This window comes from Kitasatospora sp. NPDC056181 (assembly GCF_042266225.1).
In the GTDB taxonomy this organism is placed as follows: domain Bacteria; phylum Actinomycetota; class Actinomycetes; order Streptomycetales; family Streptomycetaceae; genus Kitasatospora.
On sequence record NZ_JBHJUK010000037.1, the window covers coordinates 35,266 to 49,081 of the forward strand.

11 protein-coding genes are annotated in these 13,816 nt (G+C 73.6%); 1 reads left to right on the forward strand and 10 read right to left on the reverse strand.

The annotated features are described in order from the left end of the window. Positions 1–20: 20 nt before the first annotated feature. From ACFC1F_RS16700 to ACFC1F_RS16740, 9 genes are all read right to left on the reverse strand, one after another. On the reverse strand, positions 21–1,658 hold the full coding sequence (locus tag ACFC1F_RS16700; RefSeq protein ID WP_376158982.1) for an amylo-alpha-1,6-glucosidase: 1,638 nt from the start codon (positions 1,656–1,658) through the stop codon (positions 21–23). Beyond that, the gene (locus ACFC1F_RS16705; protein WP_209413899.1) at positions 1,658–2,497 is read right to left on the reverse strand and encodes a carbohydrate ABC transporter permease; all 840 of its coding nucleotides are present in this window, start codon (positions 2,495–2,497) and stop codon (positions 1,658–1,660) included. Before ACFC1F_RS16705 ends, ACFC1F_RS16700 begins: the two co-directional genes overlap by 1 nt. A gap of 9 nt (positions 2,498–2,506) precedes the next feature. Beyond that, positions 2,507–3,472 carry a carbohydrate ABC transporter permease gene (locus ACFC1F_RS16710; RefSeq protein WP_376158984.1) on the reverse strand — a complete coding sequence of 322 codons (966 nt, stop codon included), beginning with the start codon at positions 3,470–3,472 and terminating at the stop codon, positions 2,507–2,509. Then, on the reverse strand, positions 3,469–4,779 hold the full coding sequence (locus ACFC1F_RS16715) for an ABC transporter substrate-binding protein (protein WP_376158986.1): 1,311 nt from the start codon (positions 4,777–4,779) through the stop codon (positions 3,469–3,471). The genes ACFC1F_RS16710 and ACFC1F_RS16715 overlap by 4 nt, the downstream gene beginning before the upstream one ends. A 102-nt stretch (positions 4,780–4,881) precedes the next feature. After that, positions 4,882–5,631: an SDR family NAD(P)-dependent oxidoreductase gene (locus ACFC1F_RS16720; protein WP_376158988.1), complete on the reverse strand. Its 750-nt coding sequence runs from the start codon at positions 5,629–5,631 to the stop codon at positions 4,882–4,884. Further along, positions 5,628–6,734: an ATP-NAD kinase family protein gene (locus tag ACFC1F_RS16725; RefSeq protein ID WP_376158990.1), complete on the reverse strand. Its 1,107-nt coding sequence runs from the start codon at positions 6,732–6,734 to the stop codon at positions 5,628–5,630. Before ACFC1F_RS16725 ends, ACFC1F_RS16720 begins: the two co-directional genes overlap by 4 nt. After that, positions 6,731–8,404, reverse strand: a complete 1,674-nt coding sequence (gcvPB, locus tag ACFC1F_RS16730; RefSeq protein ID WP_376158992.1) for an aminomethyl-transferring glycine dehydrogenase subunit GcvPB — start codon at positions 8,402–8,404, stop codon at positions 6,731–6,733. The genes ACFC1F_RS16725 and gcvPB overlap by 4 nt, the downstream gene beginning before the upstream one ends. Beyond that, complete coding sequence (gene gcvPA / locus ACFC1F_RS16735; protein WP_376158993.1) at positions 8,401–9,768, reverse strand: aminomethyl-transferring glycine dehydrogenase subunit GcvPA; 1,368 nt, start codon at positions 9,766–9,768, stop codon at positions 8,401–8,403. The genes gcvPB and gcvPA overlap by 4 nt, the downstream gene beginning before the upstream one ends. Positions 9,769–9,783: 15 nt before the next feature. Continuing rightward, entirely contained in the window at positions 9,784–11,796 is a 2,013-nt protein-coding gene (locus ACFC1F_RS16740) for a beta-galactosidase (RefSeq protein ID WP_376158994.1), read from the reverse strand. 118 nt (positions 11,797–11,914) lie between these two features. Here ACFC1F_RS16740 and ACFC1F_RS16745 point away from each other — a divergent pair, with 118 nt between their 5' ends. Then, positions 11,915–12,559 (forward strand): GntR family transcriptional regulator, encoded by a 645-nt coding sequence (locus ACFC1F_RS16745; RefSeq protein ID WP_209413906.1) that lies wholly within the window; start codon positions 11,915–11,917, stop codon positions 12,557–12,559. 49 nt (positions 12,560–12,608) lie between these two features. On the opposite strand, the gene ACFC1F_RS16750 is transcribed toward ACFC1F_RS16745, so the two are convergent. Further along, positions 12,609–13,814 (reverse strand): hypothetical protein, encoded by a 1,206-nt coding sequence (locus ACFC1F_RS16750; protein WP_376158996.1) that lies wholly within the window; start codon positions 13,812–13,814, stop codon positions 12,609–12,611. Positions 13,815–13,816 lie beyond the last annotated feature (2 nt).

Genomic DNA, 13,816 nt, shown 5'->3' on the forward strand with positions numbered 1-13,816 from the left:
GCATCACGGGACCCCGGACCTCATCGCCGGTCGGCCGTGGGCAGGGCGGCGAGGTCGAGGAAGAGCGCGGCCGACCAGCCGAAGCCCGAGGTGGCGCGGGGGGCGCGGGCGCCGGTCAGGGGGTTCCAGTACTCGTAGAGGCCGCCCGCGTCGCGGACCATCGCGAGGGTGCGGTCGCGGAGTTCGTCGGCGGTGTCCGGGAAGCCGGAACGGCGCAGTCCCTCGACGAGCAGGTGGTTGATGTTGAGCCAGACCGGGCCCCGCCACATCGTGTCCGGGTCGAACGCGGGGTCGTCGAAGGCCACGGTCGGAACGGGGCGCTCGCCCCAGTAGGCGGGGGAACGGAGGGTCCGCTCCAGGGCGCCGGCGACCTCGGCGGGCAGCCGGCCGGTGAACAGCGGCATGAGGTCGAGCGCGGTGCGGACGGGGACGGGGACGCCGGCCGACAGGGTGGTGAAGCGGGTGCCGTCCCAGCGCCGGGCCACCAGCAGTCGGGTGTGCGCGGCGGCGCGCGAGCGCCAGCGGGCCGCGTCGGCGGGGCGGCCGAGGGCGTGGGCGATGTCCGCCAGGCGGTCGGCCTCCACGACCAGGTAGGAGTTGAGGTCGGGGGGCTCGGCGCGGGGTCCGTAGTCCCAGACCGGGCTGTCGTCGAGGCCGGACGAGTAGGGGTGCAGGTACTCGGGGAGGCCGTCGCCGTCCGGGTCGGAGCCGGCGAACCACCACTCGTGCGCGCGGACGAGCCGCGGGTAGACGGCTGCGAGGAACGGGACGTCCGGGTCGCTCTCGTGGACCTTCCAGACGGCCCAGGCGGCGAGCGGCGGTTTGGTGACCGGCACCGGCGCGCGGCCCGCCCGGGCGCCGTTCGCGCTGCCGACGTGCTCGGCCAGGCGCTCGTGGTCCGCCCGCGGCAGGTCGGTGGTGTCGGCGAGCACGCCGCAGTCGTGGACGACGTCGGGGAGCCGGCCGTCCGGGAGCTGGTGGTCGAGGAGGAGCAGGATCTGGTCGCGGGCGAGCGCCGGGAAGGCGTGGCGCAGGGCGACGGCGTGGAAGAGGGCGTCCCAGTTCCAGACGCCGACGTACCCGTACTTCGACGGGACGAGCCCCTCGCGGCCGGCGATCGGCAGCAGGTTGACGGCCAGCGTCCACCAGGCCATCCGGGCACGCTCCGCGAGGTCGGCCCGGACGGGCGGCAGGCGGTCGAACCACGCCGTCCAGCGCGCCTCGGCGGCGGCGCGCACGGCCGGTGCCGACCACGTCCCGGACGGGCCCGCCAGGACGTGGCAGCCGTCGAGCGCGAGCGTCCGCTCCGTCCCGTCGGGCAGCCGCCAGGAGGCCCGCGCGTCGCGCCCGGCGAGCACCAGGGTCTCGTGGTCGGCGAACAGCAGGGACACCCCGCCCGCGAAGGCCACCTCGACGGGTGTCGCCCGCACGACGGGCAGCGGGCGTCCGGCGGGGTCGCGCACGACCAGCGCGGTGAGTTCCGTGGTCGCGGCGAGCGGCGTCTCGTACTCGGCCCGGGCGACCCGCAGGCCGTCGGGGCCGGCCGTGACCAGCAGGCGCGAGCCGCGTTCGGTGAACGGCCGCTCGACGAGGTCGAGTTCGAGGTCGAGTTCGAGGTCGGGTCCGGCCGGGCTCGCGGGGGGCGTCGGTGCGGACATCAGCGCCCTCCCAGGCCCGAGGAGGCCATGCTGTTGAGGATCCTGCGCTGCCCGACCAGGAAGGCGATGAGCATCGGCACCACGGTCATCGCGGACAGGGCGGCGGTGAGTCCGTAGTCGACGCCGCCGCGCTGGGAGTTGAAGGAGTCGAGCAGCAGCGGGACGGTGAACAGCTCCGAGGAGTTCAGGAACACCAGCGGGAAGAAGTAGCTGTTCCAGCTGGCCAGGAAGACGATGATGCCGAGCGTCCAGAGGCCGGGGCGGATGTTGGGCAGGATGATCCGCCAGAAGACGGTCCAGCGGCCCGCGCCGTCGATCCGGGCCGCCTCCTCCAGTTCGACCGGGACGGCCCGGATGAACTGGCGCAGCAGGAACACGGCGAAGGGGTTGGCGACCGCCGGCAGGATCAGCGCCAGGTGCGAGTCGATCAGTTGGAGCCTGGCCAGCATGATGTAGAGCGGCACGATGGTGACCTGGGCCGGGACCATCTGGGTGGCGAGGAAGAGGCCGAACAGCGGCCCGGAGCCGCGGAACGGGATCCGGGCGAAGGCGTAGGCGGCCATGGCGCCGGTCAACAGGGTGGCGGCGACGGTGACCGCCGCGATGTACATGCTGTTCCAGTACGCCCGCCCGATCGGGACCTCGTCGAGCACGTCGGGGTAGTTCCGTGCGCGCCAGGGGGCGGGGAGCCAGGACAGCGGGTCGTTGATCATCTGGCCGACCCCCTTGAAGGAGGTCAGGACCATCCAGACGAACGGGAACAGCATGAGCAGGCCGCCGAGGGCGAGCCCGGCGTGCAAAAGGAGGCGGCCGGGGGTGGTGGTGTTCCGTACGGTCATGGCGGCGCCTCAGGACTCGTAGTGGACGAGGCGCTTCTGCGCCTTGAACTGGACCGCCGTGACGACGAGCGTCAACAGCAGCAGGAGCAGCGCGGCAGCACTCGACAGGCCGAAGTGGAACTCGCGGAAGCCCTGCTGGTAGACCTTGTAGACGATGGTCTGGGCGCCTTCGTTGTGGTCCGGGTTGACCAGGACGTAGACGAGGTCGAAGGCCTGGAACGAGCTGATCACGGACACCACCACCGTGAAGAAGACGGTGGGCGAGAGCAGCGGCAGGGTGACCGAGCGCAGGGTCTGCCACGGGCCGGCGCCGTCGATCCGCGCGGCTTCGAGCAGGTTCGGCGGGATGGTCGCGAGCCCGGCCAGGAAGATGACGACGTTGAGCCCGAGCGAGGACCAGATCGTCACGACCGCGATGGCGGGGACGACCCAGTCCGGGTCGGCCAGCCAGTCGGGCAGGGTGACCCCGAGCAGGTCGTGCACGGTGCCGTTGAGGATGCCGTCGGCGCCGCCGCCGAGGATCATCTGCCAGATCACCGACACCGCGACCGAGCTGGTCACCACGGGCAGGAAGTAGACCACCCGGTAGACGGTCCGGCCGCGCACGCCGTGCAGGGCGAGCGCGATCAGCAGGGCCAGGGCGAGCCCGCCCGGAACGGTGATCAGGCCGATCTTGAGGGTGTTCCACACCGCGCGGCCGAACTCCGGGTCGGTCAGCTGGGTGCGGTAGTTGTCCAGGCCGACCCAGGTGGCGTCGCCCAGGCCGTCCCAGCGCATGAAGGAGAGCACGACGGCGAAGCCGAGCGGGCCGACCAGGAAGACCAGCAGGCCCAGCAGCTGGGGGGCGAGGAAGACGAGGGCCCACCGCCGGTCGCGGCGGCGCCAGAGCGGCTCGGGGCCGCTGCGGGCCGCGGGGGCCCGGCCGGCGGCGGGGCGCCCGCCCCGCCGGGCCGCGGGCTGGGTGACGGCGCTCACCCCTGCCGGCCCTTCATGCCGTCGACGAGGGCCTGGAGCTGGGTCATGCCCTCGTCGAAGCCGGTCTTGCCCTCCCAGATCTTCATGAGCTGGTCGTTGATCGCCTTGGTCAGGCCGGGGACGGCGACCTCGTCGGGGTAGTTGGCGAAGCCCCGGTCGCGCAGGTCGAGGAAGGTCTTCGCGTGCGCCGGGTAGTTGCCGTCGGTCACCAGGTTCTCGGCGCCCTTGACGGACGGGACGGCGCTGCCGCCCTTGAGCCGCAGCTGCTGGCCCTCCTTGCTGACGAACTCGGTGAGGAAGGTGAAGGCCTCCTTCGGGTGCTTGCTGCCCTTGTTGATCGCCAGGTAGGAGGCGGCGACGGCGCCCGGGATCGGCTTCCCGGACTCGGAGGGGAACGGCACGATGTCGTAGCCGGCGCGGTCACCGCCCTTGTCGATGCTCTCGATCACCCAGCGGCCGCCGGCGTAGAAGCCGGCCTTGTGCTTGATGAACTGGGTGGCCGCGCCGTTGCCCTCGGGCAGCAGGTCGGCGGAGGCGAACGTCTTGTCCCGGTAGCCGTCGGCGAGGGTCCTGAACGCCTGCCGGGTCTTCGGGTCGGACGTCGCGACGAACCGGCCGCCGTCCCAGACCTTGCCGCCGAAGCCGTTGACCACGCTGTAGTTGGCGCCGTACCAGTTCCAGAAGACGGAGCCGTACTTGCCGGCGGCCTTGAGCTTCGCGTTCATCTCCAGGTACTTGGCCATGGTCCACTGCCCGGACTCGTTCAGCACGGCCGGGTCCTCGGTGATCCCGGCGTCGGCCAGGGCCTTCTTGTCGAACCAGAGGACCTCGGGGTTGGTGTCGTTCGGGACGCCGTAGGTGACGCCGTCCTTCTTCGCACCGCCGTAGATGCCCTCGAAGAAGTCGGCGGGCCTGCTGCGGCTCTGCGGCCCGGCGAGCTGCTCGTCGAGCGGGGCGAGCACGCCGTCGGCGACGAGCTTGCCGATGTAGTCGTCGCCGACGTAGACGACGTCGGGGGCGGTCCCGGAGGTGAGCTGGGTGAGCAGCTTGGGGTGGTAGTCCTCGTAGGAGGAGACCTGTTCGAGCTTGAGGGTGATGTTCGGGTGCTTCCTGGTGAAGTCGTCGGTGAAGGCCTTGAAGGCCGCGGTGTCCTCGGCCGAGCCCCAGGTGGACCAGCGGATGGTGACCTTGCCGTCCTTGCCGTCCGAGGCGGGGCCTGCGCCGCCGGACCCGCTGCAGGCGGACGCGGTGGTGGCCAGGGCGACCGCGGCGGCGAGCAGGGCTGTTCTTCTCGTGAAAGCGGACATCGGATGCCTCCTGGGCCTTCGTGAGGACTGAGGGGTGCGGGTGGGGTGCGGGTGGGGTGGGTGGAGGTGCGCGTGTGGGTGCGGGGCGTGGTGGCGGGGGGGTCAGGCGAGGCCGCCGCCGTCGACGACGAGGGCGGAGCCGGTCATGTAGCTGCTCGCGTCGCCGGCGAGGAACAGGACGGTGTTGGCGATCTCCTCGGGCGAGCCCGCGCGGCCCATCGGCCGGTCGGCGGCGTCCTTCTCGAAGGCCGCCCACTCCTCGTGGAGCTGGCGCGCCTCGTCGCGCAGCATCGGGGTCAGGGTGTCGCCCGGGTTGACCGAGTTGACGCGGATGCCGGCGGCGGCGTGGTCGATCGCCAGGGCGCGCGTCATGTTGACGACCGCGGCCTTGGAGGCGCAGTAGGACAGCGCGTTGCCGCCGCCCTTCAACCCCCAGCCGGAGCCGGTGTTGATGATCGAGCCGCCCCCCGTCATCGCCGGGACGGCGAAGCGGCACATCAGGTAGACGGACCGGACGTTGACGGCCATCACCCGGTCCCAGTCCTCGGCGGAGATCTCCAGCGCGCTCTGGCGGCGGATGATCCCGGCGTTGTTGAACAGGACGTGCAGGCCGCCGTACGTCCGGACCGCGATGGTGACGATCCGTTCGCAGTCGGTCTCCGAGGAGACGTCGGCCCGCACCGCCACCGCCCGGCCGCCCGCGGCCTCGATCTCGCGGACGACCGGGCCGGCGTCCGCGAGGTCGGCGATGACCACGGCGGCGCCCTCGGCGGCGAACAGCAGGGCGGTGGCGCGGCCGATGCCGGAGGCACCACCGGTGACGATGGCGACCTTGTTGCGCAGGGTGTTCATGGGAGCTCCTCACTCGCGGACTGGATGCGGTACAGGACTGATTCACGGTGTCCGGTGACGACCCGGACGTGGCCGTCGAGCGCGGCGTCGGCCTCCGGGTCGCCGCTGTCCGCGAGCAGGGGCCGCCCGCCGAGCCCGGCGAGCTTCTCCCGGGTGGCGAGGACGACGATCCCGGCGAGCCCGGCCAGCACCCGCGGGCTGAACTGCTGGTTGCCGCGCCCGATCACGAAACCCTGCCCACCGATGACGGACAACACACCATGCGTCACCTGTGACATGGCAATGGTGTGCAGGCGCTGCTCGGTCACGTCGGAGGCGAGCAGGGCGCCGTCCCGGACGACGTCCACGCCCAGCGGCGTCAACTCCAGGCCGAGTTCCCGCCCCACGGCGAGCGTGGTCGCGCCGGGCCCCAACGCGTAGGCGGTACCGGGCCGCATCGCCGCCACCACCGCCCGGGCGATGGACTCCGCCGTGCCCGGCGGCGCCGCCGAGGAGCCGGACTTGCGGCCGCTGAGCCGCGCCCGCTGCGCCGGCACCCGGAGGGTCCCGTAGAGCCGGGCACCGACCCGCCCCGCCCGGTACGCCTCCTCGTCCAGGTCGACGACCTCCGCCTCGACCGTCCTCCCGTCGAACCCGGCGGCGGCCGCCCCCGCCGCGAACGGGCTGACGGCGAAGCAGCCCGAGTAGACCTTCACCCCGGCCGGCACGCCGAGCACCGGCGGGCGCGGCCCGGCGTCCAGGACGTCCCGCGCCGTGCCGTCGCCGCCCGCGAACAGCAGCAGGTCCACCGTGCCGAGCGCGGCCACCGCAGCCCGGGTGTCCACCGCGCCGGTGGCGGCCCCGGAGCGGGCACGGTGGACGGTCTCGTACGGGACGGCGGCGGCGAGCGCGCTGTCCTCCCCCATCGGGCCGGCGACGGTGCGGACGAGAACGTCGGGACGCCGGGAGTGCAGGGCGCGCAGCGCGGCCGCCGCGCGGCCGGCCGCACGCGGGACGGCGCCCAGGGCGAGCGCCCTGGCCTGGACGCCGGGCCCGTCGCTGCCCTTGAGGGCGACGGCGCCGCCGAGGCCCGCGACCGGGTTCACGACCAGGCCGACGATCATCCGCCGTGCGTCCGGTCGTGGTTCCCGCCGTGCGTCCTGTCGTGCATCCCCTCGTGGGCCTCCCCCTGCTTCCCCTCGTGCTTCCCCTCGTCGCGCGCCCCCTGCGTCCCGCCGTGCTTGCGGCGGTAGGCGCGCCAGGAGGGCGACCACTGCGCCGGGTCGTCCAGCGGGCCGGGGTCGATCCGGTGGACGCTCTGCCGGTAGGGCGCGCCCCGCACGAAGTCGGGGTCCTCGCGCGCCTCGGCGGCGACGTGGGCGAGGATCGCCGTGTACTCGTCGAGATCCTCCCGGGAGTATGACTCGGTCGGCTCCAGGGTGAACGGCTCGGGCACCACGTACGGGTGGTGGCTGGTCCAGTAGTGCACACCGAAGTCGGCCGCCCGGACACCGATCTCCTCCGAGTGCACGCCGGTCTCCGCGGTCAGCTCCTGCCAGGAGTAGCGGACCTGTTCGACCCGCCGCCGCTGCGCCCACGGGACGGAGGCGCCGGGGATCCGCAGCACCTTGCTCATCAGGTAGTTGTTGTTGAGGACGGCCGTCTCCGCGACCTCGCGCAGGCCCTCCGCCCCGAGCGCCATCACCCAGGCGTAGGCGCGGACGACGTTGGGCGTCACCCCGAGGAACGGCCGGATCTTCCCGACCGAACGCTCCGGGGCGGTCAGCGTGTAGGACCCGCCGTCGCGGTCGACGACCGGACCGGGCAGGAACGGCACCAGCGCCTCGGCGACGCCGCACGCGCCGGCCGCCGGCCCGCCGCACGCGTGCGGCGTCGAGAAGGTCTTGTGCAGGTTGAAGTGGCACAGGTCGAACCCGGCGTCCCGGGCCCGGGTGATGCCGAGGATGCCGTTGGCGTTGGCCTGGTCGTAACAGGCCAGGCCGCCGGCCTCGTGGACCAGGTCGACGAACTCGCGGATCCGCGGGTTGAAGATCCCGGTGTCCTCCGGGTTGGTGATCAGGAGTGCGGCGGTGCGCGGGCCGACCGCCGCACGCAGCGCCTCGATGTCGGGGCAGCCCTCGGCGTCCGGCATGAGGGTGACGACCTCGTACCCGGCGACCTTGGCGCAGGCCGCGTTCGAGGGGTGGGAGAACATCGTGGTGATCACCTGGTCGCGCTGGTCCCCCTCGCCCCGGGAGGCGTGGTAGGCGCGGATCATCGCGATGTTGGCGTAGATCGCCGCCGAGCCCGCGCCGGGCTGGAGCGAGACCCGTGCCATGCCGGAGATCTCCTTGAGGATCTGCTCCAGCCGCCAGTAGATCTCCAGCACGCCCTGCACGGTGTCCTCGGGCTGGAGCGGGTGCAGCCCGGCGACCCGCGGGTCGCGCACGAGGGCGTCGTTGACCTTGGGGCTGTACTTCATCGTGCAGGTGCCCTGGCCGACGTCGATGTTCAGGTCGGCGCCGAGGGTCTCCTGGGACAGCCGCAGGTAGTGCCGGACCACCTGGTTCTGCGACAGTTCGGGCAGCGCGGGCGGGGTGCGGCGGGCGACGCCCTCGGGCAGCTCGACCAGCGGCGCGTCCGGGGCGGGGACGCCCACGCCGCGCCGCCCGGGCCGGGACAGCTCGAAGACGATCTCCTCGTCCCAGCGGGCCTGGTGGAAGCGGCGCAGGGCGGGCCTGGCCCCGATCGGCAGGGTGGCGAACGGTTCGCCGGTCGTTCCGTGCGAGCTCACGCGGTGCCTCCGGTGGCGGAAGGGGCGTCGATGGCGGACAGCGCGTCCTTGACGGCCGCCGCGAGGGTGTCGATGTCGGCGACGGAGTGCCGCTCGGTGACGCAGACCAGGACCTCCCGGGGCCCGAGCCGCACGCCGCCGAGGACGCCCCGGCCTCGCAGGGCGGCGAGCAGGGCGTCGGCGTCCGGCACCTCGACGGCGAACTCCCGGAAGTGGACCGCCTCCTGGTGGCGGACGACGGCGCCGGCGGCGGCGAGCGCACGCATCGCGTACCGGGTGCGGGCGAGGATCGTCTCGCCGATCTCCCGCATGCCCTGCGGTCCCATCAGCGCGAGGTAGACGCCGGCGGTGATGCCCCACAGGGCGGCCGCGGTGCCGACCCACTCCTTGCCCTCCTCCCGCAGCGCGAAGGAGGTCCGGTCGTAGAGGACGTCGCCGAAGCCGTACTCGCCGGGGACGGCGGTCGGGGCGATGCCGAACAGCCGGGACGGGAACTCCGCGACCAGGCGCTCCTCGTCGTGCGCGGCGATGAACCCGGCCTGGCCGCCGCCGTACTGCGGGTGCATGCCCAGGGACTGGATGTCCCCGCAGACCAGGTCGGCACCGTAGGAGGCCGGCGGGGCGAGCACGCCGAGCGAGATCGGGTCGGTGGAGACGACCAGCAGGGCGCCGACGGCGTGTGCCAGGTCGGCCAGTTCGCGGCCGCGGGTCTCGACGACACCGTGGACGGTGGGCGTCTCCAGGTAGAGGGCGGCGAAGGTGTCGTCCAGCCGGACGTCGCCCATCTCCCCCGAGTCGCCCACCGGGGCGAGCAGCACCTCGACGTCCGGCGCGAGGTAGTCGCGGATCTTGGCCAGCTTGTCGGCCGCGACCGCCCCGCTGACCAGCACCCGGTTCCGGCCGGTGCGGCGCGCGGCCATCCGCAGGGCCGTCCCGGCCGCCTGGAAGCCGTCGTAGGTGGGGACGTTGACGACGTCCATCTCCAGCAGCTCGGCCATCATCGAGACGTACTCGAAGAGGGCCTGGAACCGGCCGTGGTCCTCGTAGGGCTCGCCCGCGTAGGCGGTCAGGAACTCGCCGCGCCCGTTGACCTCGTCGCACACCGCCGGGACGTGGTGCGGGTAGCAGCCGTGGCCGAGGAAGCTCAGCAGTTCGGCCGGGTCGGTGTTCCGGGCCAGCAGGCCGCGGACGTGCCGCGCCAGGCCGTGCTCGTCGGCGAACGGCGCGGGCAGGTCGAGCGGACGGTCGAGGCGCAGGTCGGCGGGGATGTCGCCGTAGAACTCGGCGACGTCGGGGGCGCCGATCTCGGCGAGCATCGCCGCCCGCGTCTCGGGCCCCGCGTTGGGGATGTAGGGATGGGCCACGGGCACTCCTCGGGCTCAGGGCTTCAGGACCACGGCGTCGCGCGGTGCGACGGTCACGGGGCCGACCGGCAGCGGACGGCCGGTCAGCAGGTCGGTCAGCAGGGCGGTCGGCGGGGCGGTCGGCAGGGCGGTCACGGGCTCGGTGCGGGCCGGCAGCGGGACGACGGCCGGCTCCGTCCCGTGGTTGAGCAGGAACAGGTACGGGCCGCGGCGGCAGGCCTCGACGCCTTCGGGAAGGCCGGCCCCGGTCACACCGGTGATCCCGGCGGCGGCCAGCGCCTCGTCCAGCAGCGGCGCCGGGTCCTCGGGCAGGAAGCTGAGGTAGGTGGCGGCGCCGCGCCGGGTGACGGCCGGGCGGCCGTCCAGCGGGCCGCCGCGGTAGCGCGCCAGCACCTCGGCGTCCTCGGCGGTGAGCCACTCGCTCCAGGTGCGGGCGAGCAGCCGGGTGCCGTCCACCGTCACGACCTCCTGGGTCCCGCCGTCGGGGATCGGCCGGCACTCCTCCACGCGCACGCCGAGCAGGTCGCGCAGCGGTCCGGGCGCCCCGCCGTCGTGGACGTGGTCGGCGGCGTCGACCACCCCGCTGAACGGGCCGACCAACAGCCGCCCGGGGAAGGCGGCCAGGTTGGCGGCCTGCCCGGGGGTGCACAGGTAGAGGTTGGGGGCGATGACCAGCCGGTAGGAGGAGAGGTCGCGGTCCGGCGGGGCCAGGTCGACGGCGATGCCGCGGGCGTGCAGCGGCGCGTACCAGCCGAGGAGGAGCTCGTGCAGCCGGAGCCGGTCGGAAGGCATCGACTCGGGGGCCTCCAGCCCCCACCAGCTGTCCCAGTCCAGCAGGAGGGCGACGTCGGCCTCGGTGGTGGTGCCCGCGACCTCGGCCAGCCGCCGCACGTCCGCGCCGAGGGTCACCGTCTCCCGCCACTGGCGGGTCCGGGTGCCGCCGTGCGGGAGCATCGCCGAGTGGAACTTCTCCGGGCCGTACCTGGCCTGGCGCCACTGGAAGAACATCACGCCGTCCGAGCCGTGGGCCAGCGCCTGGAGGCTGTGCAGGCGCATGACGCCCGGGTCCTTGGGGACGTTGACCGCGCGCCAGCTGACCGCGCTCGGCGCGGACTCCAGGAGCAGCCACGGCTGCCGCTTCAGCGAGCGCATCAGGTCGTAGCTGAGCGCGGCCCTGACGTGGGCCCGCGGGTCGGCCGGGTCGGGGTAGGCGTCGTCGCTGACGAGGTCCTCGGCGGCGGCCCACTTCCAGTAGTCGAGGTCGCGCAGGACGCTCATGAAGTTGGTGGTCACCGGGACGTCCGGGGTGACCTCCTTCAGGACCTCGCGCTCGGCCTCGAAGCAGGCGAGCAGCGCGTCGCTGGAGAAGCGGCGCCAGTCCAGCAGCTGGGTGGGGTTGACCGGGCCGGGGGCCTTGCGGGGCGGTTCGACCTGCGTCCAGTCGGTGTAGTGCTGGCCCCAGCACGACGTCCCCCAGGCGGAGTTGAGGCCGTCGAGGGTGCGGTGGCGCTCCTGCAGCCAGCGCCGGAAGTCGCGGGCCGACTCTTCGCAGAAGCACTCGGCCGTGTGGTCGGCGTACTCGTTGCCGACGTGCCACAGCGCGAGCGCGGGGTGGTCCCGGTAGCGCTCGGCCAGGGCGCGGGCCAGCCGGACGGTGGCGGCCCGGAACACCGGGGAGGAGGGGCAGTAGCCCTGCCGCGAGCCGAACTCCAGCCGGGTGCCGGCGGCGTCGACGGGCCGGATCTCCGGGTGGCGCCGGACCAGCCAGGGCGGGGGCGTCGCGGTGGCGGTGGCGAGGTCGGCGGCGACGCCGTGCGCGTGGAGCATGTCGAGGACGCGGTCGAGCCAGCCGAAGTCGTAGACGCCGGGCGCGGGTTCCAGCCGGGACCAGGAGAAGACCGCGACGGTCACCATGGTGACGCCGGCCTCGGCCATCAGCCGGACGTCCTCCTGCCAGACCTCCTCGGGCCACTGCTCGGGGTTGTAGTCGCCCCCGAACAGCAGCCCCGGCACGCGTGTCAGACCCATGCTCCGCCTCCCCTGGGGGTCGAGGACCCCACTTCGGCATTTTGTATTCAAAATGCATAGTGCAGTACACTGCATGCGGTCAAGGGGTATGCTGCAGATCCGAAGATGGGGGATCCCGATGGCGATCGAGCGCCGCCCGCTGCGCGAGCAGATCCGCGACGAGCTCATGGAGCGGCTCACCCGCGGCGAGTTCTCGGCGGGCGCCGATGTCAACGAGGCCGTGCTCGCCGCCGAGCTGGGCGTCAGCCGCACGCCGCTGCGCGAGGCCCTGATCGCCCTGGCGGGCGAGGGCGTGCTGGAGAGCAACCAGGGCCGAGGCTTCCGCTTCGCGCCGGTCAGCCGCAAGGAGTTCCGCGAGCTGGTCGCCATCGTCGCGGCACTCGAGTCCCTGGCGCTGGAGTCCTCCGACCCGGAGCATCTGCGGACCATCGCCCCGCGGCTGCTGGACCTCGCCCAGGGCTTCCCCGACCAGGTCGCCACGCACGCGACCGTCGACCGGCGCGACGACGAATGGCACGGCCTGCTGCTCAGCGGCTGCTCGAACGAGCGGCTGCTCGACCTCCTCACCCGGGTCAAGGCCGGGATGCGGCGCTACGAGAACCTGGTCGTCGCCGAGGACGAACCGGTGGCCCGCGAGTCGGAGGAGCACTGCGAGATCGCCCGCCGCCTCCTGGACGACGACCTGCCCGGCGCCATCACCGCCCTGCGCGCCAACTGGGTGGGCGGCATGGAGCGCATGCTCGCCCACATCCCGGCGGACTGACCGGGACGGGGGCGGCGCGGGCTTGGTCCGGCTCTCCCCCGGCCCTCGCTCAGCCCGCGGCCAGCAGCGCGGCGAGGGCGTGCCCGGCCGCCACGCCGGCCTGCCGGGCGCCGGCTCCGGCGTCGGCCTCGGCCGACCGCAGGCCGACCGGCCGGCGCGCCAGCACCTCCCTGCACACCCGCGCACCGACGTTCCCCCGGTCGTACCGGGCCGGGTCCAGCAGGAAGGCACGGGCCGCGACCGCCAGCGCCGCCCGCGGGTCGCGGGTTTCCGAGCCCAGGCCGTTCAGCAGGTTCAGCGCCGGGGACGTCAGCTCCAGGGCCTCGGCGCAGCCCAGGGCGTCCCGCAGGGTCCGGCCACCGAGCTGCGGGTAGCCGTCCGTGGTGAGCGCCTCGACGACGGCCGCCACCTCTCCGGCCGGGGCCGGCCCGGACGAACCGAGCACGGTCCGGCAGATCCGCATCCTCAGCAAGGACAGCGGGTAGGCGGCGCTCCTCCTGGTCCCGACGGCCGTCAGGGCGTCGGCCAGGGTGTCGGTGTAGGCCGGCCCGCAGGCGAGGCAGGCGCAGACGTCCGCGAAGACCTCGCCCAGCCATCCCTCCCAGATGATCAGCCGCCCCGCGTCGAGCCCGCTCGCCCGAAGCCTGTCCCGCAGGGCGCCCGTCAGCCCGAGGTCGTCCTCGACGTGGTGGCCGACCTCGTGGGCGACGGCGAGCAGCCCCGGCAGGTGCTCGGTCTGGTACCAGGGCACACCGATGATCGGGAACGGCAGCCGCCCTGCCGCCTCCTCACCGGCATGGGTGCGCACCCCGCTCGGCAGTAACGCCCGGTAGTCGCTGCCACGGGCGAGGGCGAACGGCACCTCCGCCCGGTTGAGGAAGAGCAGTGGCGGCACGGGCTTTGCCGGTCCGCCGGCCGGCCAGGCAGGCTCGTAGCAGGCCCAGGCGAGCTCGTCGGCGGTGTCCAGGAACGCCTGGTACTGCGGGAGGCAGCGCAGGATCAGCTTGCTGCGGAAGAAGTCCCACACGTGGTGCAGGTCGAGGATGCGCTCCGTGGACTCGCTGTCCTGCAGCTCTGCGAGGTCGTGCCGGCAGGCGTCGAGCATGCCGGCCAGGCAGGCCACCTGGCTGTGGTGCTTCTCCAGCGGGCGGCCCCGTTCCGTGGCCTCCAGCCAATGGGCGAGGTCGCGGTCCAGGCTCGCGGCGAGGTGCCGGCGCCGGGCCCGGCCGCGTTCCTCGTAGCCCTCGCCGCTCATAA

Bases quoted from the DNA above. Each gene is read 5' to 3' on its own strand.
- ACFC1F_RS16715 (WP_376158986.1), bottom strand. From the start codon at position 4,779: ATGTCCGCTTTCACGAGAAGAACAGCCCTGCTCGCCGCCGCGGTCGCC.
- ACFC1F_RS16740 (WP_376158994.1), bottom strand. From the start codon at position 11,796: ATGGGTCTGACACGCGTGCCGGGGCTGCTGTTCGGGGGCGACTACAAC.
- ACFC1F_RS16705 (WP_209413899.1), bottom strand. From the start codon at position 2,497: ATGACCGTACGGAACACCACCACCCCCGGCCGCCTCCTTTTGCACGCC.
- ACFC1F_RS16750 (WP_376158996.1), bottom strand. From the start codon at position 13,814: ATGAGCGGCGAGGGCTACGAGGAACGCGGCCGGGCCCGGCGCCGGCAC.
- ACFC1F_RS16725 (WP_376158990.1), bottom strand. From the start codon at position 6,734: ATGATCGTCGGCCTGGTCGTGAACCCGGTCGCGGGCCTCGGCGGCGCC.
- ACFC1F_RS16745 (WP_209413906.1), top strand. From the start codon at position 11,915: ATGGCGATCGAGCGCCGCCCGCTGCGCGAGCAGATCCGCGACGAGCTC.
- ACFC1F_RS16720 (WP_376158988.1), bottom strand. From the start codon at position 5,631: ATGAACACCCTGCGCAACAAGGTCGCCATCGTCACCGGTGGTGCCTCC.
- ACFC1F_RS16700 (WP_376158982.1), bottom strand. From the start codon at position 1,658: ATGTCCGCACCGACGCCCCCCGCGAGCCCGGCCGGACCCGACCTCGAA.